The sequence below is a fragment of the Microbacterium sp. zg-Y1090 genome (assembly GCF_030246945.1).
GTDB lineage: Bacteria > Actinomycetota > Actinomycetes > Actinomycetales > Microbacteriaceae > Microbacterium > Microbacterium wangruii.
Window position 1 is genome coordinate 2,902,966 of record NZ_CP126742.1, and the last position, 18,905, is coordinate 2,921,870.

The following is an 18,905-nucleotide window of genomic DNA, read 5'->3' on the forward strand; positions in this document are numbered from 1 at the left end:
AGATGACGGCACCCGAGCGCACCCTGTCGAGCGGCGACAGGTTCGCGCTGATGTTCATGATGATCGCGGGAGCGGGGCTGGCGGTCGGCGCGATCGTGTCCGCCGTCGTGCGCATCGTGGATGTGCTCACCGCCGACAGCGTCGAGGTGCTCGCGGAGTTCGTCGGCACGCCGGCGCTCGCCCCGATCGGCGTGGACGGGGCAGGCGTCACCGTCGCGCTGGAGACGGCCGTGCTGACGGTCGCGGACCTCCCCGTGGCATCCCTCTGGTCGATCGTCATCCAGCAGGTGCTCATGGTCGCCACTGTCGTCATCGTGCTCACGTGCCTGCTGCTCCTGTCCCGCAGCGTGCTGCGCGACCGGGTGTTCAGCCGCACGAACACCCGACTCGTGACCACCGCGGGACTCACCGCGCTGCTGGGCGCGGCCGCCTACCCGTTCTTCGGGAACATGGCCGCCAACGGCGCGTTCGCCGCACTGTCGGACGGGACGTTCGACAACGTGCTCATGTCTGTGGACGTGTCGTCGCTGCTGATGCTCGGCTTCATCGCGGCGCTCGCCTCCACCGTGTTCACCGTGGGCGCCCGGCTGCAGCGCGAGACCGAGGGCCTGGTATGACCCCCGCCGAGGGCGACGGCCCCACCGGCATCCACTGCCGGCTGGACGAGCTGCTCGCCGAGCGCGGGATGACGCTCGCACGGCTGTCGGAGCTCGTGGGGGTGTCGGTGGTGAACCTGTCGGTGCTGAAGAACGACCGCGCGCGGGCGATCCGGTACTCGACGCTGTCGGCGGTGTGCCGCGCGCTGGACTGCGAGGTCGGCGACCTGCTCGTGCGCGCCGACCCGCGCTAGCCGCGGGCGGTTGCGGGGGCCGAGGGCTGGCGCGGGCGCTCGGGGCTCGCGCGGGCGCGGCCCGCGGGGGGTCGGGGGCTCGGGGTCGGGGCCCGTGGGCTGCTCAAGTGTCGCTTCCGCACAGTCCCGCTCGGCTCCACCCGCCAGATTCGACACCGGAGCAGCGCCGGCGCGCGGCGGCCACGCGGCGGGCGGGCGGCGGCGGGGCGCGCGCATAGCGCGGTTCGAGTGTCACGTCCGCACGGTCAACGCACGCGACCGCCCCACCACATGCGACACCGGAGCGGCGCCGGGCGGGGCGCACCGGGCTCAGGCGGCGGCGCGGATCGCGCGGCGCACGCGGAGCGCGAGGCGCTCCGGGTGCAGGAACAGCTCGTCGCTGGTGACGCGGATGACACGCCACCCTTCAGCGGCGAGCTGCTCGTAGCGCCGGATGTCGCTCGCCCACTGCGTGGCATCGAAGAGGTGGTGCGCGCCCTCGTACTCGACCGCGACCTTCCACTGCGGATAGGCCAGATCCACGCACGCGATGAACCGACCGGCCCCATCGACCACAGAGTGGTTGATGAGCGGTTCCGGCAGGCCGGCATCCACGATGACGAGCCGCGTCCAGGTCTCGGTGCGGGACGCGACGCGCGGCCGCACCTGCACCAGCGCCTCCCGCAGCGCGCGCACCCCGACGCGGCGCTTCGTGAAGACGGCGGCCTCGAGTTGCGCGCGCGTGGCGAGGGGCCGTGCGGCGTCGTACCGCCGGTCGCTCACCAGAGCGTCGGCGACCGCGACGAGATCGTAAGGATGCCGCAGCACGCTGCCGAGCATCGCCCAGGTGCTGGCCGGCGTCGGCACCGGAAGGCCGTGCTCGGGATGGATGGTCAGCCGCACGTGTTCCGGCTGCACGCGATGACCTCGGAGCCCGCGAGCCCGAGCCGGACGTCGCGGATGCAGCACCGCTACGTCGAGTTCGTCGTGCGCGAGAAGGATGCCGGGAGGAAGCGGCACGCCCCACAGGACAGCGGCCGTCAGGTGCGAGAAGAACGTTCCGTCGCTGAGTCGCAGGTGCGCGATAGCGGCGCGATCGATGATCTCGTCCTCGGGCCGCAGCACCGGCGGCCGCCCATCACGCACGACGTAGACGGCGTGGAAGGGATGCTCGAGATCTGCCGCGCGGAGCCGCGAGCGTCCGACACCGGCCGCCGTGGCATCCGCCGTCGTGAACGCCGGCAGCAGGAATGCGGGGAGCGGACGACGGAGCATGTGCACAACCTGGCATCCGCCGGGCGCCCGGCGCGGAGCAGGGCCGCCATATGGGGACGGATGCCGGGCGTCCCCTGCCTGTGGAGGAGTCGCCGCGCGTCGCCGCCCGGCGGGCCCGGCGCCGCTCCGGTGTCGCGTCCGCACGGTGCAAGCCCACAGCACCCGCCATCCTCGACACTCGAGCAGCGCGGCCGCGGGGCCACCACGGCGTTCGTGACCGCGGGCCCGGCGCCGCTCCGGTGTCGCGTCCGCACGGCGAGGGCCCGCCTCACCCACCATTCGCGACACTCGAGCAGCGCCGGCGCGGCGCAGCGCTGGCGCGGCGCTGGCGCGGCGCTGGCGCGGCGCGGCGCGGCCGGCGCGGCGCGCCGCGGGTCAGCGCAGGATCGTCGTGGTCACCGGCTCCGCGAACTCCGGCCCGCCGCCGGTCAGCGTCAGGGTGACCTCCGCGTCGTCATCGACCTCGGTGCCGCCGTCGAGGTACGCGAGGGCCGCCCGCGGGGCGATGTCCATCGTGCACATGCGATCCGCCTCGGGTTCGGCGAACGTGACCGTCACGGCATCCGCCGCCGTCGCCTCGACCGACTCGATCACCGGCGCGCACGACGAGGAGCCCCACGTGAGCACCACGAAGGCGCCGTCATCGACCCATCCGGCGCTGGGCGCGTAGTCGGTCTGCCCGGCGGGCGCGGCGAGGCCCGGGATGCCGTCGAGCTCCAGGTCGGCGCCGTAGTCGTCGCCGGTGACGAGGATCTCGAGGTCCTGCGACGGGTCGACGCCTTCCGGCACGCCGACGACCGTCACCCGCGGGCTCATGTCGGCGGTGCAGGGGGTGTCGCCAGCGGGGTCGACGAGGGTGACCTCCAGCACTCCGTCGGACGTGAGCGTCGCGGCATCCGCCATCGGCACGCACGTCGACGATCCCTGGGTCACGATGCCGATCATGCGCCCGCCGTCGAGCCAGGTGGCATCCACGTCAGTCTCGATCACGTCACCGGGAGCCGCGGTGCCCGGCGAGCCCGGCGATGCGGGGGATGCCGGGTCGGCGGTGGCACAGGCGGACAGGACGCCCGCCAGCAGCACGGCGAGGCCGGCACCGGCGAGCACGGGACTCAGTCGCAGGGTCATGGCCCTATCCTGGCGTGTTCCGCTCGACGTTGCCCGCACGTGCGGTCACGGGGAGATAACACTCATTGCAGTGCCGAGGTCAGTCGCGCCAGGTTGTCGAGCACCGTGGAGCGCAGCGGCTGCTGCTCCCATTCCTCGAGGGTGAGTTCGCGGCTGAGATCCCGATAGCCCTGCTCCACGTCGCGCATCTCCCGCACGAACTCCTCGCCGCGCACCATCATCGAGATCTCGAGGTTCAGACCGAACGAGCGCATGTCCATGTTGCTGGAGCCGATCACGGCGACCTCGTCGTCGACGGTCATCGACTTCGCGTGCAGGATGTAGGGCTTGCGGTACATCCAGATGCGCACGCCGGCACGCAGGAGGGCCTCGTAATAGCTGCGCTGGGCATGGTAGACGAGCGCCTGATCACCCTCCTCCGAGACGAACAGCTGCACGTCGACCCCGCGCTGGCAGGCGGTCGAGATGGCCAGCAGCATCGATTCGTCGGGCACGAAGTACGGGCTCACGATGATGAGCTTGCGCTGGGCGGCGTACATCAGGCTCAGGAACAGCTTGAGGTTGTTCTCGAACTCGAACCCCGGGCCGGACGGCACGATCTGGCAGTCCAGGTCGCCCGGGCCGGCGGTGACGTCGAACAGGTCGATCTCGTCGGTCAGTGTCTCGTCGGTCTCGCTGTACCAGTCCGAGAGGAAGACGGCGTTGACGGATGCCACGACCGGCCCCTCCACCCGCACCATCAGGTCGACCCAGTGCAGGCCGCGGCGGAGGTTGCGCTTGAGGTTGTAGGTGGAGTCGGTGATGTTCTGCGAGCCGACGAACGCCACCACTCCGTCGACGACGAGCAGCTTGCGGTGATTGCGCAGGTCGGGGCGCTGGTACTTGCCCTTGAGGGGCTGCACCGGCAGCATCAGCTGCCACAGTGCCCCCATGTCGGTGAGCCGGCGCAGCGTCTGCTTGTAGTACGGCTTGCCGCGGTTGGCCCAGTGGTCCATCAGCACGCGGACGACGACGCCCCGTGCGCGCGCCTCTTCAAGCGCGCGGAAGAAGTCGTCGGTGGTGGGATCGGACTGCAGGATGTAGAACTCGACGTGCACGTAGCGCCGCGCCGCGCGGATCGCCTTCGCCTGCGCGGCGAGCGACGCCTCATAGTCCGCGATGAGGTGGGCGGCATTGTCGCCGGCCAGCGGCAGCGCTCCGAGGGCGCGGTTGAGCGCAACGGTCGCGGTGAACCACTCCGGCGCATGGGGCCGCAGCGTGCCGAAGTCGAGGTGCTCGCTGGTCTCGTGGATGTACTCGTTGATCTGATCCTGCTTGCGCCGCCGCTTGCGAGGCAGCCGGGGGTTGCCGATGAGCAGGAAGAGGAAGACTCCGACCAGCGGGATGAAGTAGATCGCCAGGAGCCAGGCCATCGCCGCGGTGGGACGACGGTTTCGCGGCACCACGATGATGGCGGTGACACGGACCACGAGGTCCGTGATGAACACGAGGATGACCCACCACGTCCAGTCGACGGTGATGCTGATCACTTACTCCCCCGATGCTCTGAGGTCAGCGTATCGGGGGCTACGGTCATCGTGCGCGGCGTGCAGCCTCCGGCGCTTCGGACACCGGCGGCAGCCCGCGCTTGGCGCGCTCCTCCGCCTCGATGCGGGCGTGGACGCGACGCTCGGTGCGGTCCATGCGCATGATCGAGCGCAGCACGAACCAGAAGAGGCCCGAAACCACCAGAGTGGGGAGCAGGGCCCACAACACGCCAGCCCACACAGTGTCCATGCCCTCCATCGTACGCGGCGCGCCGGTGCGGCCGGTCCGCCCCCGGCGTCGGGAGGCGGCGCTCTCTGCACCGGGGGCGACTTTCGGCATCCGTCCACAACGGGGGTCGTGCGGGCGCAACGCCGGCGCGCCCGAGTCGCCACGCTGTCGGCATGACCACGATCGTGAAGGCGGCGGATGCCGCGCACTTCCTCTCCCTCATCCCCGCGATGCTCGGCTTCACCCCGCGACGGAGCCTCGTGCTGGTCCCCTTCCACGGGGTGCGCAGCATCGGCGGCCTCCGTCTGGATCTGCCCCGCGACGACACCGACCTCGACGCGTTCGCCGGCACGTGCCTGGGCATGATCTGCCGCATACCCGACGCCGACGCGTTCGCGGCGGCGATCTTCTCCGATGATGCGTGCGCCGACGGCCTCCCCGGTGCCGATCTCGTCGCTGCGCTGCGCCGGGGCGCCGACGCCTGCGGCGTGCGGGTCACCGATGCCCTGAGCGTCGGCAGCGACGGCTGGGGTTCGCACCTCGATCCGGACTGCCCGCCCGGCGGGCGCCCACTCGGTGCGCTGACACCCGTGCAAGTGTCGGATCCCCCGCCTGCCGGCGATCAGGCGTCGGGCGCCGAGCTGCCCGTGGTGGATGCCGCCCGTGTCGCGGCCGTCGGTGACGCACTGCCCGCACTGCTCGCGGCGCTCGACGGCCTGCGCGTCCCGGTCGGCGCACCGCGCGGCACGGGCGGGAACCGACCGCGCATCCACCCGGAGGCCTTGGCGGTGGCGGAGCGGCTCGATGACATCGTCGACGTGTTCGAGCAGGCTCTCGCCACCGATGCCCCGACCGCGTCACCGTTCCTGGCCGCGCTGCTGGTGTGGTGCCTGTCCCGCCCGGCGCTGCGCGATGTGGCGATCGTCCAGTGGAGTGCCGACGCGCGCCGGGGCCACCGGGCCCTGCAATCGCAGCAGCGGTGGGAGGAGGGCGAGGACTACCCCCTCGACCTGGCGAGGACGATGTGGGGCGACGGTCCACGCCCCGACCCCGAGCGACTGACGCGCGCGCTGACGCTCACGCGCGACGTCGCCGCCCTCGCACCCGAGCCGTTCCGTCCCGGAGCGCTGGCGACGTGTGCCTGGCTGTCGTGGGCACTGGGCAGATCGACGCACGCGGAGCGGTATGCGCTGCTCGCCCTCGACATCGAGCCGACGCATGGTCTCGCTGAGATCGTGCTGACCTTCGTCAACGCCGGGCATCTGCCCGACTGGGCGTTCCGCCGCCCATGACGAAACGGCGCCCGGGGCGCGACCGAATGCGCGACCGCAACGGGGCACCCTGCCCCGCGGGCGCTACTTGACGAGCGGGAACAGGATGGTCTCGCGGATGCCGAGACCGGTGATCGCCATCATGAGGCGGTCGATGCCCATGCCCATGCCACCGGTGGGCGGCATGGCGTGCTCGAGCGCGCGCAGGAACTCCTCGTCCACGCGCATGGCCTCATCGTCGCCCTGCGCGGCGAGCTTGGCCTGCTCGACGAAGCGCTCCCGTTGGATGACGGGGTCGACGAGCTCCGAGTAGCCCGTCGCGAGCTCGAAGCCGCGGATGTAAAGGTCCCACTTCTCCACGACTCCGGGGATCGAGCGGTGCTCACGCACCAGCGGGCTGGTGTCGAGGGGGAAGTCCATGACGAAGGTCGGACGGGTCAGGTCGCCCTTGACGAAGTGCTCCCAGAGCTCCTCGACGAACTTGCCGGGCGTCGCGATCTTCGCGGGAACCTCGATCCCCACCTCGGCGGCGAGCGCGGTGAGCTCGTCGAGCGAGGTCTGGGGGGTGATGGCGCGACCGGATGCCGCAGACAGCGAGTCGTACATCGAGATGCGGTCCCATTCGCCGCCCAGGTCGTACTCGGTGCCGTCCGCCCACGTCACCGTGGTGGATCCGGCGACGGCGATCGCCGCGTTCTGCACCAGCTCCTGGGTGAGGTCGGCGATGCCGTTGTAGTCGCTGTATGCCTGGTAGGCCTCGAGCATCGCGAACTCGGGGCTGTGGGTGGAGTCGGCGCCCTCGTTGCGGAAGTTGCGGTTGATCTCGAACACCCGGTCGATGCCGCCGACGACGGCGCGCTTGAGGAACAGCTCCGGCGCGATGCGCAGGTACAGCTCCGTGTCGAAGGCGTTGGAGTGCGTCACGAACGGGCGGGCGGCGGCACCGCCGTGCTGCACCTGCAGCATGGGCGTCTCGACCTCGACGAACCCGTGCGCGGCGAACGTCTGTCGCAGGCTCGCGTTGACGGCGGCCCGGGCGAGGACGGTCTCCCGCGCCTGCGCCCGCGAGATGAGGTCGAGGTAGCGGGAGCGCACACGGCTCTCCTCGCTGAGCTCGGTGTACAGGTTCGGCAGCGGCAGCAGCGCCTTCGAGGCGATCGACCACTCCCGCACCATGATCGACAGCTCGCCGCGGCGGCTGGAGATGACCTGCCCGCTGACGAAGACGTGGTCGCCGAGGTCGACGAGGTCCTTCCACGCCTGCAGCGACTCCTCGCCCACCTCGGCGAGGGACACCATCGCCTGGATGCGGCTGCCGTCGCCGGACTGCAGCGACGCGAAGCACAGCTTGCCGGTGTTGCGGCTGAACACGACGCGGCCGGCAACGCCCGCGGTGACGCCGGTCTCCGCGCCCGCCTCGAGGTCTGCGAACCGCTCGCGCAGCGCGGGAATGGTGTCGGTGACGGGCACCGCCACCGGGTAGGCGCCGCCGGCGGCATCCGCACGCTCGGCGATCAGCCGCTCACGCTTGGCGAGTCGCACGGCCTTCTGCTCGAACACATCCTCTTCGGAGGCAGGCTCGGACGGCGCGGAAGGGGGCTGATCAGTCACAGGGGCTCCTCGGAAAAGTCAGGCCCCAGTCTACCGGCGGGGCTGTGGGCGTCCGCCGGGGTGGTCACTCCTCTGCGGGACCGCCGCCGGTCTCAGTCAGCGCCCGGTCGATCGTGGAGTGCACGAGCGTCGACAGGTAGCTGCCCGGGTTCTCGATGCCCGCCTGCGCCAGCAGCGCCGTGGCCTGAGCGACGATCGACTGCGAGAACTCGGTCGCCGTCGCGATCGCCTCCGCGTACGCCGGCCGTTCCTCCTCCGAGACCACGACCGGCTCGCAGCCGAGCTCGACGGCGAGGGCCTGCGCGATCGGCAGCACCGCCGCCGGCGCCGCAACCGCGGCGTGTGCGTCGACCAGCTGCCGCAGGTCGATCGTCGTGCCGGTGAACGTGATCGCGGGATGCAGGGCGAGGGGGATGGCGCCCCGCGCGGCCGCAGGCGCCAGCACCTGCACGCCGTAGGCGGGGTCGGTGTGCAGCACCAGCTGCCCCGGCTGCCACGCACCCACCTCGGCCAGCCCGCTGACCAGACCGGGGAGCTCGGCGGAAGGCACGGCGATGACCACCAGCTCGCTGCGTCGTGCGATCTCCACGGCGTCGAGCACCGGGACTCCCGGGAGGATCGCCTCCACGCGGTCGGGGTCGGAGCCCGAGGTGATGCCGACCAGGGCATGACCGGCCCCGGCCAGTGCAGCGCCGATCACCGGGCCCACCCTGCCGGCGCCGATGATGCCGACGCCCAGGCGTGCGGCGCCACGGTTCATCGCGGGTCCTCCGGCTTGTGCGCATCGGGCAGACGCCACCGGCGCGGCTCGTCGAAGTCCACCCCACCGGCGTGCTCCGCCTCCGGGTCGCCCGCGGACGGGGCTCCGTCGTGCGGATCCACGGCACGGGAGGGTGCCGGCGGCTGAGCGGGCGGGCTCTCCGACACCGGCGGCCGCATGGGCGGCTGCTCGGGCACGGGGACGCCGACGGCGCGCAACCGCGACCGCACCGGCGCGACGACGTTCACATCCGGCTCAGCAGCCGCGGGCTCGCCGGGATCCGGCGCAACAACAGCGGTGGGCCCGGAAGCGAACGCACCGTGCGGGTTGTGCTCGGCGGCACCCGCGCCGTGCGCGGCGGCGACCGCGGCGTTCGCGGCGGCGACCGCGCCGCGCTCACCCGCGCCCGGCTCAGCGACGCCCCACTCCGCGCTCTCGCCCGCCCAGCGGTGCGAACGGTCGGCAGCGGCGGCGCGCACTGCGGCATCCTCGACCGCCTCCAGCAGCGCGATGGCGTCGCCCCTGTCGATCGCGGCCACGTTCGCGTAGATCGGCCCGGTCACGATGTGCCCGCGCACCGAGGCGACACGCAGCATGCGGTCGATCGGCCCCTGGTACACCCCGAAGCTCTGCAGGCGCGCGAGGGGCAGGATCGCCAGCTTGCGCCAGATGAGTCCACGGCGCATGAGCAGCAGCTCGTCCGTGAGGAGGAATCCGTTGCGACGCCACGACAGCAGACGGATGATGCGGGCGCGGTGCGGCGTCGTCGTGAACGGGTCATCGCCGTCGGGCCCGGCGATGCCCTGCTGCAGCAGCGTGGGAAGCTCCTCGGCGGAGGTGGCCGGTGCGAGCAGCTGCAGCACCCGCTGCACGTCGGCATACGTGCCCACCGGCAGCACCGTCGTGAACTGGTCGGCACCGCTTTCCATCGCACTGCGCCCGGTGAGGCGGTTGATCTTGATCGTCCACCAGCCGAACCCGCGCCACAGCACCGACTGGCTCACCTCGAGGGCGTGCACGCGCCCCGGAGGGATGATCTCGGTGATGGTCGTGAGCAGCCCGAACGTGATGCGCACGCCGTCGCGGGTGGGCGCGATCGAGTAGCGCAGCGACCGCACGATCTGCCGCACCCAGTAGGCGCCGAAACCGATCAGCGCGGGCACGAACGTGAACAGCAGCCAGGGCGTCCCCACGATCGAGGCGACGATGATGGCGATCACGCCGACGATCAGCATGACGCTGCTCGGGCTCACGACCTGGGATGCCACCAGGCGGCCGACCGGGATGTGCACGACCGACTCGGGTGCCTCGGCCTGCTGATCGTCACCCTCGATGATGCCGGTGAGACCGCGGTTCACGGTCTGCGCGAGCGACCCTCCCCCGCGCGCGACCGCCGCGGCGCCCAGCCGCTGGCCCGATGCGAGGCGCAGGATGTCGGCACGCACGGCCTCGGCGTTCGCCGTCGACAGATACTCGAGCTTGACGTTCGAGTCGGTGCCGGCGCCGACCACCTCGAGCTTGGCCATGCCCAGCAGCCGCGCGATCATCGGCCGCGTCAGGTTGACGCCCTGCACCCGGTCCAGCGGCGCACGCCGCTGCGTGCGGAACAGGATGCCGCTGCGCACTTCGACGTCGTCGCCGGTGATGCGGAAGGTGTGGAAACGCCATGACAGGTAGAAGCCCGCGATCAGCAGCAGGACGACCCCCGCCACGACGGCCAGCGCGACGAGGAGGAGGTTGTTGGCGAGCACGAAGTCGATCGGATCGCCGCCGCCCTGCCATTCCTCCCAGTCCTCGGCGTCGGCCCGCCCACCCGACAGACCGGGCACGAACAGCCCGATCAGGCGGTCGCGCAGGTTCGCGATGACCACACCGGCGATGACGATCAGCGCCAGTCCGCCGCGCAGCAGCGGGGTCAGCGGATGCAGGCGATGCCATTCGCCGTCGCTGAGGGGCGAGCGCACGAGAGCAGGCGGCGGCACGGGCAGGCCGTCGGCGGTGGTGGCCGTCGTGGTGAGCGGGGCGGTGCCCGCGGGCGCACCCGGCACCCCACCCGGCGCGGGCGGGGTCGCGGCCGTGGGCTGGTCGGTCATCGCGGCATCCGTCACAGGCCTGTGCGCCGGCTCTCGGCGACCGCGATGAGGTGGTCGCGCAGCGCGTCGGCTGCCTGCTGCGACAGTCCGGGGATGGTCACGCCGGTCGTGGCGGCGGCGGTGACGAACTTCAGCTGCGCGATGCCGAAGCCGCGGTCGAGCGGCCCGTGGGTGATGTCGACCAGCTGCATGCGGCCGTACGGGACGGCGACGATGCGCTGCCAGAGGATGCCGCGGCGGAACACGAGGTCGTCGTCGCGCAACTGGTAGCCGATGGCGCGCACCTGCCGCGGCAGGATCGCCATCGGCCAGATGATCACGACGGCGGCGATCGCGGCGGGGATGAGCGCCCAGAGCTGGTCGAGCAGCAGAGTGAGCACGAGCGTCGCGGCGATCAGCAGGACGAGGGCGACGCCGTAGCTGATCAGCTGCACCGAGAGATAGCGGCGCGAGATCTGATGCCACACCCCCTGCTCGAGCGCCAGCCGCCCCTCGCCGCGCGGCTCGACGAGGCGGTCGTAGGTGCCGCTGTCGAGGGCGTCGTCGATGCGGGTCGTTGCAGCCGGCTCGACTTCGGCGGGGTCAGTGGTGGGAGGGAGTGGTGTCCGGCCCGGGGGCTGGGGGTTCGTCATCGTCGTCCTTCCGGATGGTGCAGAGCTGTTCGGCGACGAGCCCTGCCGCCACCAGGATCGCCCCGCCGACGGCTGCCGCCACGAGAGTGCTCAACGAGCCTAGCGACGGATCCGACGGGCGCGTTGCGACGAAGGCCCCCATGCCGACCGCGAAGCCCGCAACGGCGGCGCCGAGGATGCTCGACGCCTTCGCGAGCATGGCGATGCGCAGCGCCTGGAAGGGGTTGACCGGCGGCGCCTCGGGAGAGGCGACCCCGCGGGTGGCCCGTGAGATCGGCAGGGCCAGCACGATGAGGATCGCCCCCAGCGCCACGAGCAGGACGGGCAGCATGAGCGACGGGGTGAACGTCGGTCGCCCGGCGGCGGTGAGCGCCTGGTCGACGATGAAGCCGGCGCCGAGGCCGAGCACCCCGGCGACGGCGAGTACGGCGGCGCCGGTGCGCTTCACGATCGCCCCCCGTCGGTCTGCAGGGCGCGCAGAAGCTCGTCGACGCGGCCGCGGCCGGGGAGCACCGCGTCGGGGTCGACGCTCAGCCACGGCCGCAGCACGAAGTCGCGCTCCGCGGCCCGGGGGTGCGGCAGCAGCAGCGCGGGATCGTCGCTGCGCACGTCGCCGTAGGCGATGAGGTCGAGGTCGAGGGTGCGGTCCTGCCAACGGGCGGCGCCCGGCACGCGGACAGCACGGCCGTGGTCGGCCTCGATGGCGTGCAGGAAACCCAGCAGCACGCTCGGAGCCAGCCGGGTCTGCAGCACCGCCACCGCGTTGAGGTAGGCCGGCGCGTCGGGGTCGGGGCCGTCGGGGGTGAGCGCGATCGTCTCGATCGGCTCCGAGGCGACGACGTCTGTGGTCAGCGGCAGCCGCGCGAGGCTGCGCAGCGCCTCGGTCAGCGTCGCCTCCCGGTCTCCGAGGTTCGCCCCCAGCGCGACGACGGCGCGCACCGGCGGCGCGTCCACGCGGTCGTGCTCGGAGCGGAAGCCCTGCGCGAGTCGGCGGCTCATGGCATCCGCCCTCGGGTCACGGTGACGCTGACGTCGCCGAAAGGCACCGGGATGGGCGCGGCCGGCTTGTGCACGGTGACTCGCACCCGCTGCACGAGGTCGCGGGCGAGCACCGTGTCGGCGATGCGGGAGGCCAGGGTCTCGAGCAGGTCGACGGGGTCGCCGGCGAGGATCGCGGCGATCTCCTCGGCCAGCTCGCCGTAGTGCACCGTGTCGGCGACGTCGTCGCTGCGGGCCGCGGCCGCCAGGGAGAGGAACAGCACCACATCGGCGACGAACTCCTGCCCGTCGCGGCGCTCCTCGGGATACACCCCGTGGCGCCCGAAAGCGCGGATGCCGGTGACGGCGATCTCATCCAGGTCGCTCACGCGGCCGCTCCGTTCTGCCAGGCTGCTGCGACGGCCAGCGCGTCGCGGGTCGCGGCGACATCATGCACGCGCACCGCCCAGGCGCCGGCCTGCGCGGCCAGCACGCTCGTCACGGCGGTGGCGAGGTCGCGGCGGCGCTCGTCGGCCTCGGGCTCGGGCAGCGCCGCGGCGAGGAATCCTTTGCGGCTCGCGCCCACGAGCACGCGCAGGTCGAGGGCGGCCAGCTGGGGCAGGTGCCCGAGCACGGTCCAGTTCTGCTCGCCGCGCTTGGCGAAGCCGAGCCCCGGGTCGACGATGAGGCGCTCCCGGCGGATGCCGGCCTCCTCCGCCGCCGCGACGCGTGCACCGAGCTCGGTGACGACGTCGGCGACGAGGTCGTCGTAGACCGCGCCGGCGTACATGTCGGTGGCGTGGCCGCGCCAGTGGCCGATGGCGAAGTCCACCCCCGCCGCTGCGACAGCAGCGAGCATGCCGTCATCGGCGAGGCCACCCGAGACGTCGTTGACGATGCGCGCGCCCGCCGCGACGGCCGCCGCGGCGGTGTCGGCGTTCATCGTGTCGATGCTGACCACGGCTCCCGTCTCCGCCAGGGCGGCGACCACCGGCAGCACGCGGGCGCGTTCGACGGCGGATGCCACGCGCTCGGATCCCGGACGGGTGGACTCTCCGCCCACGTCGAGGATGTCGGCGCCGGCGGCCAGCAGGCTCAGCCCGTGGGCGATCGCGGCATCCGCGTCGGCGTACCGACCGCCGTCGCTGAAGGAGTCGGGGGTGACATTGACGATCCCCATGACGAGCGTCATCGTGCGCCTCCCGCCAGCAGCGTCATGATCTCCGCGCGCGCGGCAGGCTCGGCCAGCTCGCCGCGGGCGGCGACGGTCACGGTGGAGGCATCGGGCTGACGACCGCCGCGCATCGTGACGCACTGGTGCGTCGCGTCGAGCACGACCACCACCCCTCGGGTGTCGATGGCGCCGGCGATGGTGTCGGCGATCTGCTCCCCCAGTCGCTCCTGCACCTGCGGGCGAGCGGCGAGGATGTCGACGACCCTCGGCAGGGCGCCGAGGCCGACGACCTGCTCGCCGGGCAGGTAGGCGATGTGCGCGTGACCCGCGAAGGGCAGCAGGTGGTGCTCGCACATGGAGCGGAACCGGATGTCGCGCAGCATCACCGCGCCGGAGGGCAGCGTGTCGGGCGCGGGGCCGCGGGAGACGCTGATCGTGTGGGCGAGCGGCTCGCCGGGGTCAGCGCCGACGCCGGCGAAGAACTCCGCATACGCATCGGCCACCCGCTGCGGCGTCAGCCGCAGGCCGGGACGGTCGGGGTCCTCACCGATCGCCTCGAGCAGCTGACGCACGAGGACCGAGATGCGCTCACGATCGACGGACACGCTCCGAGCCTATGCGGTCGCGGGGCGCGCCTGCCCGGCGGGGTGGCGGCGCGTGGCCTTCTCGACGGCCTCGTCGGCCTCGACGGCCGCGGCCAGTCCGGCATCCTCCCGGCGACGGGGCACGTCGATGGGCGGCAGCGTCGAGACCGGGCGGTCGCTGCTCGAGAGCCACTGCGGGCGCGGCGGCAGGTGCTTGACGTCCTTGAAGATCTCGGCGAGCTCGATGTGGTCGAGCGTCTCCTTCTCCAGCAGCGCCAGCGCCAGCTTGTCGAGCACGTCGCGGTTCTCGTTGAGCACCTGATAGGCCTCGTTGTGCGCCTGCTCGATGAGCGCGCGCACCTCCTCGTCGACGCGCTCGGCGAGGGCGTCCGAGAAGTCGCGCCCGTGGCCCATGTCGCGGCCGAGGAACATCTCGCCCGACGAGGAGCCCAGCTTGACCGGGCCGATGCCGGCGGTCATGCCGTACTCGGTGACCATCTTGCGCGCGATGCCGGTGGCCTTCTCGATGTCGTTCGAGGCGCCCGTGGTGGGGTCGTGGAAGACGATCTCCTCGGCCACGCGGCCGCCCATCGCGTACGTGAGCTGGTCCTGCAGCTCGTTGCGGGTGACGGAGTACTTGTCATCCAACGGCAGCACCATCGTGTAGCCGAGCGCCTTGCCGCGCGGGAGGATCGTGACCTTCGTGACCGGATCGGTGTGGTTCATCGCGGCGGCGGCGAGGGCGTGACCGCCCTCGTGGTACGCCGTGATGAGCTTCTCCTTGTCCTTCATCACGCGGGTGCGGCGCTGCGGGCCGGCGATGACGCGGTCGATGGCCTCGTCGAGGGCGCGCATGTCGATCAGCTGCGCGTGCGAGCGCGCCGTCAGCAGCGCCGCCTCGTTGAGCACGTTCGCGAGATCGGCGCCGGTGAAGCCGGGCGTCTTGCGGGCGACGACCTCGAGGTCGACGGAGTCGGCCAGCGGCTTGCCGCGGCCGTGCACCTCGAGGATCTTGAGGCGGCCCTTGAGGTCGGGGGCGTCCACGCCGATCTGGCGGTCGAAGCGGCCGGGGCGCAGCAGCGCCGGGTCGAGGATGTCGGGGCGGTTGGTGGCCGCGATGACGATGACGTTGGCCTTCGGGTCGAAGCCGTCCATCTCGACCAGCATCTGGTTGAGGGTCTGCTCGCGCTCGTCGTGACCGCCGCCGAGGCCGGCGCCGCGGTGGCGGCCGACGGCGTCGATCTCGTCGATGAAGATGATGGCCGGCGCGTTCTCCTTGGCCTGGTTGAACAGGTCGCGCACGCGGCTGGCGCCGACGCCGACGAACATCTCGACGAAGTCGGAGCCGGAGATCGAGTAGAAGGGCACGCCGGCCTCACCGGCCACGGCGCGGGCGAGCAGCGTCTTTCCGGTTCCGGGAGGGCCGTACAGCAGCACGCCCTTCGGGATGCGGGCGCCCACCGCCTGGAAGCGGGCGGGGTCCTTCAGGAAGTCCTTGATCTCGTGGAGTTCCTCGAGGGCCTCGTCGGCACCGGCGACGTCCTGGAACGTGACGGTCGGCGTCTCCTTCGTCACGAGCTTCGCCCGCGACTTGCCGAACTGCATGACCTTGCCGCCGCCGCCCTGGGCGGAGGACAGCAGGAACCAGAACAGCAGGCCCAGCAGCAGGATCGGCAGGAAGAGCGAGATGAAGCCGTCGAACCAGGTGGCGCGGGGCACCGCGTCGTCGAAGCCGTCTTTGGGCTCGGCCGCGTCGATCGCACTGACGACCTCGTCGGCGCGGGCCTCGACGTAGTAGAACTGCACGTCGGTGGCATCCTCGTACGGCTTCGACAGCTTCAGGTCGACGCGCTGGTCACCATCGGTGTTGAGCGCCTCGACGACGGTGTCGCCGCGCAGCAGCTCCAGACCCTCCTGGGTGGTGATCTGCTTCGCGCCGCCGAGGCCGGAGATGAGGGAGAACCCGACCAGCAGCAGCACGCCGATGAGCAGAACGTAGATCAGCGGGTTGCGGGTGATCTTCTTGAAGTCCATGGTGCGGGCCGACGCCCGGTCCCTTTCGTCGGGGGGAGGCCCGCTGACGCAGACGGGCGACAATGTCCCAGGCTACCGCCGGAGTTCATGGACCGACTGTGCATTCGCCCAGGGCGTACAGCACGCCGGGCGGCCACCGCATGCGGCGAGGCGTCAGGCGTAGACGTGCGGCGCGAGCACCGCGACGTCGCGCAGGTTGCGGTAGCGCTCGGCGTAGTCGAGGCCGTAGCCGACGACGAACTCGTTCGGGATGTCGAAGCCGACGTACTTGCAGTCGATCTGCACCTTCGCGGCCTCGGGCTTGCGCAGCAGCGCCAGCACCTCGAGCGACTCCGCGCCGCGGGAGGCGAAGTTCTCCAGCAGCCAGCTGAGGGTGAGGCCGGAGTCGATGATGTCCTCGACGATGAGCACGTGCTTGCCGTGCAGGTCGGTGTCGAGGTCCTTGCGGATCTGCACCACGCCGCTGGACTTGGTGCCCGCACCGTAGGACGACACCGCCATCCAGTCCATCGAGATGTCGCTCTTCAGCTCGCGGGCGAAGTCGGCCATGACCATGACGGCGCCCTTGAGCACGCCGACGAGCAGCAGGTCCTTGCCGGCGTAGTCGGCATCGACGCGCGCGGCGAGCTCCGCGAGCTTGCGCCGGATCTCCTCCTCGGTGACGAGGGTGGTGGAGAGCTGGTCCGAGATGTCGGCTGCGCGCATTCTTCGATTCTAGATTCCCGTCGGGGGTGCCGTGAACTCGACCAGTCCGCCGCGGCGCGCGGCGCGGCACCCCGGCAGGTCGATGGGGCCCTGCCCGGCCCAGTCGGTCACGAGACGGGCGACCTCGAGGGTCTGGGTGCGGGTGAGCGAGGCGCCGAACTCGCTGGCGACGACGTGGCGGATGATGCGTTGCCGCAGGGCCGGCGGGTTCGCGGCGAGCGCCGCCGCCGACACCGCGATGCCCGCCTCAGCCGGCTGCACGATGTCCTCGATGGTCTCGTCGATCATCTCGGCGAACGCCTCGGCGTCTTCCCGCAGCTGTTCCGCGGTGCGCGCGAGCGCTTCGGCGACTCCCGGGCCGAGTTCAGTCTCGAGCACCGGCAGCACCGTCTCGCGCACCCGCACGCGGGCGAAGCGCGGGTCGGTGTTGTGGGGGTCGTCCCAGGGTTCGAGGCCGGCGGCCGCGCAGGCGGCCCGGGTGATGGCGCGGCGCACCCCCAGCAGCGGCCGCACCCAGCGCAGACCGCTGTCGTCGCGGCGCACCGTGGCCATGCCGGCCAGGCTCGTCGCGCCCGATCCGCGGGCGAGGCCCAGCAGCACCGTCTCGGCCTGATCGTCGAGGGTGTGGCCGAGGAGCACCGCGGCTGCGCCGGTGGAAGCGGCGGCCGCGGCGAGCGCGCGGTACCGGGCGTCGCGCGCGGCGGCCTCGGGGCCGCCCGGCGCGGCGGGGTCGATGGTCACCGCGACGACCGTCGCGTCGATGCCGAGCGCTGTCGCGGCGGCTGCGGCCTGGGCGGCGACAGCGCCGGACCCGGGTTGCAGACCGTGGTCGATGGTCACACTGCGCACGCGCAGGCCGAGCTTCGGCGCCTCGAACGCCGCGGCGGCGGCCAGGGCCAGCGAGTCGGCGCCGCCGGAGAGGGCGACCACGACCTCGCCGCGCCCGGTATCTCCGCTTCCACCGCCGTCCCCGCCCGACGGTGCCGCGGCGGCGATCGGCTGCAGCGCCGCGCGCACGGCGCGGCGGATCTCGGCGACGGCAGGGCTCAGCGAGGGCACGCGACCACGCTAGCCCGCGCACGGCGCCGGGCGGGCGGAGGCGCCGGCCACGTGCCGGCGTGCACAACGTCGTCAATCCGCCGGCCGGGGACGCCCCACAGGCCAGAGACGGGCCGCCACCGACCGGCGTCGCGACGCTGTGCACGCGGCACCGCGCGCACGCAGCGCCGGATGGGTCGAAGGCCATCGGCCGCGGCTGGATCCGGGCTGGCGGGTACGGACGCCACCGCGTGCAGAAGGTCGGTGATCCGCGGGCCGGCAGCGCCGCATGGTCCCGATACGGGCCGCCGCCCACCGGCGTAGCGACGTTGTGCACGCGGCCCCGTGCACACAGCGGCGCCGAACGCCCCGCTACCCGACGGAATCACCCGCCACCGGCCGTTTCACACCCGGTTCACGCCCACGGACGGGTTCAAGCTCCCGGGTGTGCCGACTAGGCTGGTCGCCGCATCCCACCCACCTCTTGAAGGAGCACCAGCATGGGCGCGTACGACGCCGTCATCGAGATCCCGCGCGGCAGCCGCGTGAAGTACGAGGTCGACCACGGCACCGGCCGGGTGTACCTGGACCGTGTGCTGTTCACCCCCATGGGCTACCCCGCCAACTACGGGTTCTTCGAGAACACCCTCGGCGAGGACGGCGACCCGCTCGACGTGCTGGTGCTGCTGGACCGCGACCTCTACCCCGGCGTCATGGCGAAGGTGCGCCCCGTCGGCGTGCTGAAGATGAGCGACGAGGCCGGCGGCGACGACAAGGTCGTGGCCGTGCTCGCGAAGGACCCCCGCTGGGCCCACATCCAGGACGTCGGCGACCTCGACGACTGGACCAAGAACGAGATCAACCACTTCTTCGAGCACTACAAGGACCTGGAGCCCGGCAAGTGGGTCAAGGTCGACGAGTGGGCGGATGCCGCCGAGGCCGAGCGCCTGGTGAGCGAGGCGTTCACCCGCTTCGAGGAGCACGAGGGCGAGACCCGCACCCAGGGTGAGGGCGAGGCTCCCCGCACCGTCTGACGAC

Annotated in this window: 20 protein-coding genes; 4 read left to right on the plus strand and 16 right to left on the minus strand. The window is 72.1% G+C overall.

Annotation, left to right across the window (positions count from 1 at the left end):
- The first annotated feature begins 2 nt into the window (after positions 1-2).
- Together QNO26_RS13570 and QNO26_RS13575 are read left to right on the plus strand one after the other, a co-directional pair.
- Complete coding sequence (locus QNO26_RS13570) at positions 3-617, plus strand: DUF2975 domain-containing protein (RefSeq protein ID WP_257533741.1); 615 nt, start codon at positions 3-5, stop codon at positions 615-617.
- Positions 614-850, plus strand: a complete 237-nt coding sequence (locus QNO26_RS13575) for a helix-turn-helix domain-containing protein (RefSeq protein WP_257533742.1) — start codon at positions 614-616, stop codon at positions 848-850. The genes QNO26_RS13570 and QNO26_RS13575 overlap by 4 nt, the downstream gene beginning before the upstream one ends.
- A 309-nt stretch (positions 851-1,159) precedes the next feature.
- Here the strand turns inward: QNO26_RS13575 and QNO26_RS13580 are convergent, their stop codons facing one another.
- From QNO26_RS13580 to QNO26_RS13595, 4 genes are all read right to left on the minus strand, one after another.
- Positions 1,160-2,104, minus strand: coding sequence for an endonuclease domain-containing protein (locus tag QNO26_RS13580; RefSeq protein WP_257638648.1), 945 nt, complete (start codon positions 2,102-2,104; stop codon positions 1,160-1,162).
- A 375-nt stretch (positions 2,105-2,479) separates the two neighbouring features.
- On the minus strand, positions 2,480-3,232 hold the full coding sequence (locus tag QNO26_RS13585; protein ID WP_257638515.1) for a hypothetical protein: 753 nt from the start codon (positions 3,230-3,232) through the stop codon (positions 2,480-2,482).
- 62 nt (positions 3,233-3,294) lie between these two features.
- Positions 3,295-4,761: a cardiolipin synthase gene (gene cls / locus QNO26_RS13590; RefSeq protein ID WP_257638516.1), complete on the minus strand. Its 1,467-nt coding sequence runs from the start codon at positions 4,759-4,761 to the stop codon at positions 3,295-3,297.
- 43 nt (positions 4,762-4,804) lie between these two features.
- A complete protein-coding gene (locus QNO26_RS13595) occupies positions 4,805-5,008 on the minus strand; it encodes a hypothetical protein (RefSeq protein WP_257533746.1) in 204 nt (67 codons plus the stop codon).
- Positions 5,009-5,160: 152 nt separating this feature from the next.
- Between QNO26_RS13595 and QNO26_RS13600 the strand changes: the two genes are divergently transcribed.
- Positions 5,161-6,279 (plus strand): DUF4192 family protein, encoded by a 1,119-nt coding sequence (locus QNO26_RS13600; RefSeq protein ID WP_257638517.1) that lies wholly within the window; start codon positions 5,161-5,163, stop codon positions 6,277-6,279.
- 63 nt (positions 6,280-6,342) lie between these two features.
- Here QNO26_RS13600 and lysS read toward each other — a convergent pair whose 3' ends face one another.
- From lysS to tilS, 12 genes are all read right to left on the minus strand, one after another.
- Complete coding sequence (gene lysS, locus QNO26_RS13605; protein ID WP_257533754.1) at positions 6,343-7,869, minus strand: lysine--tRNA ligase; 1,527 nt, start codon at positions 7,867-7,869, stop codon at positions 6,343-6,345.
- A 64-nt stretch (positions 7,870-7,933) separates the two neighbouring features.
- Complete coding sequence (locus QNO26_RS13610) at positions 7,934-8,629, minus strand: DUF2520 domain-containing protein (RefSeq protein WP_257533755.1); 696 nt, start codon at positions 8,627-8,629, stop codon at positions 7,934-7,936.
- Positions 8,626-10,722: a PH domain-containing protein gene (locus QNO26_RS13615; protein WP_257638518.1), complete on the minus strand. Its 2,097-nt coding sequence runs from the start codon at positions 10,720-10,722 to the stop codon at positions 8,626-8,628. The genes QNO26_RS13610 and QNO26_RS13615 overlap by 4 nt, the downstream gene beginning before the upstream one ends.
- An 11-nt stretch (positions 10,723-10,733) precedes the next feature.
- Positions 10,734-11,354, minus strand: a complete 621-nt coding sequence (locus QNO26_RS13620) for a PH domain-containing protein (RefSeq protein WP_257533757.1) — start codon at positions 11,352-11,354, stop codon at positions 10,734-10,736.
- Positions 11,305-11,802: a DUF3180 domain-containing protein gene (locus tag QNO26_RS13625; protein WP_257533758.1), complete on the minus strand. Its 498-nt coding sequence runs from the start codon at positions 11,800-11,802 to the stop codon at positions 11,305-11,307. The genes QNO26_RS13620 and QNO26_RS13625 overlap by 50 nt, the downstream gene beginning before the upstream one ends.
- A complete protein-coding gene (folK, locus tag QNO26_RS13630; RefSeq protein ID WP_257533759.1) occupies positions 11,799-12,353 on the minus strand; it encodes a 2-amino-4-hydroxy-6-hydroxymethyldihydropteridine diphosphokinase in 555 nt (184 codons plus the stop codon). The genes QNO26_RS13625 and folK overlap by 4 nt, the downstream gene beginning before the upstream one ends.
- Positions 12,350-12,721 (minus strand): dihydroneopterin aldolase, encoded by a 372-nt coding sequence (gene folB, locus QNO26_RS13635; protein WP_257533760.1) that lies wholly within the window; start codon positions 12,719-12,721, stop codon positions 12,350-12,352. Before folB ends, folK begins: the two co-directional genes overlap by 4 nt.
- Positions 12,718-13,524 carry a dihydropteroate synthase gene (folP, locus tag QNO26_RS13640; RefSeq protein ID WP_257638519.1) on the minus strand — a complete coding sequence of 269 codons (807 nt, stop codon included), beginning with the start codon at positions 13,522-13,524 and terminating at the stop codon, positions 12,718-12,720. Before folP ends, folB begins: the two co-directional genes overlap by 4 nt.
- A complete protein-coding gene (gene folE / locus QNO26_RS13645) occupies positions 13,521-14,111 on the minus strand; it encodes a GTP cyclohydrolase I (RefSeq protein WP_257533763.1) in 591 nt (196 codons plus the stop codon). Before folE ends, folP begins: the two co-directional genes overlap by 4 nt.
- Before the next feature lie 9 nt (positions 14,112-14,120).
- On the minus strand, positions 14,121-16,124 hold the full coding sequence (gene ftsH / locus QNO26_RS13650; protein WP_257638520.1) for an ATP-dependent zinc metalloprotease FtsH: 2,004 nt from the start codon (positions 16,122-16,124) through the stop codon (positions 14,121-14,123).
- Positions 16,125-16,277: 153 nt separating this feature from the next.
- Positions 16,278-16,829 (minus strand): hypoxanthine phosphoribosyltransferase, encoded by a 552-nt coding sequence (hpt, locus tag QNO26_RS13655; RefSeq protein ID WP_257638521.1) that lies wholly within the window; start codon positions 16,827-16,829, stop codon positions 16,278-16,280.
- Positions 16,830-16,838: 9 nt separating this feature from the next.
- Positions 16,839-17,888: a tRNA lysidine(34) synthetase TilS gene (gene tilS, locus QNO26_RS13660; protein WP_257638522.1), complete on the minus strand. Its 1,050-nt coding sequence runs from the start codon at positions 17,886-17,888 to the stop codon at positions 16,839-16,841.
- Positions 17,889-18,367: 479 nt separating this feature from the next.
- On the opposite strand from tilS, the gene QNO26_RS13665 reads away from it, so the two are divergent.
- Complete coding sequence (locus tag QNO26_RS13665; protein ID WP_257638523.1) at positions 18,368-18,901, plus strand: inorganic diphosphatase; 534 nt, start codon at positions 18,368-18,370, stop codon at positions 18,899-18,901.
- The last annotated feature ends 4 nt before the right edge of the window (positions 18,902-18,905 follow it).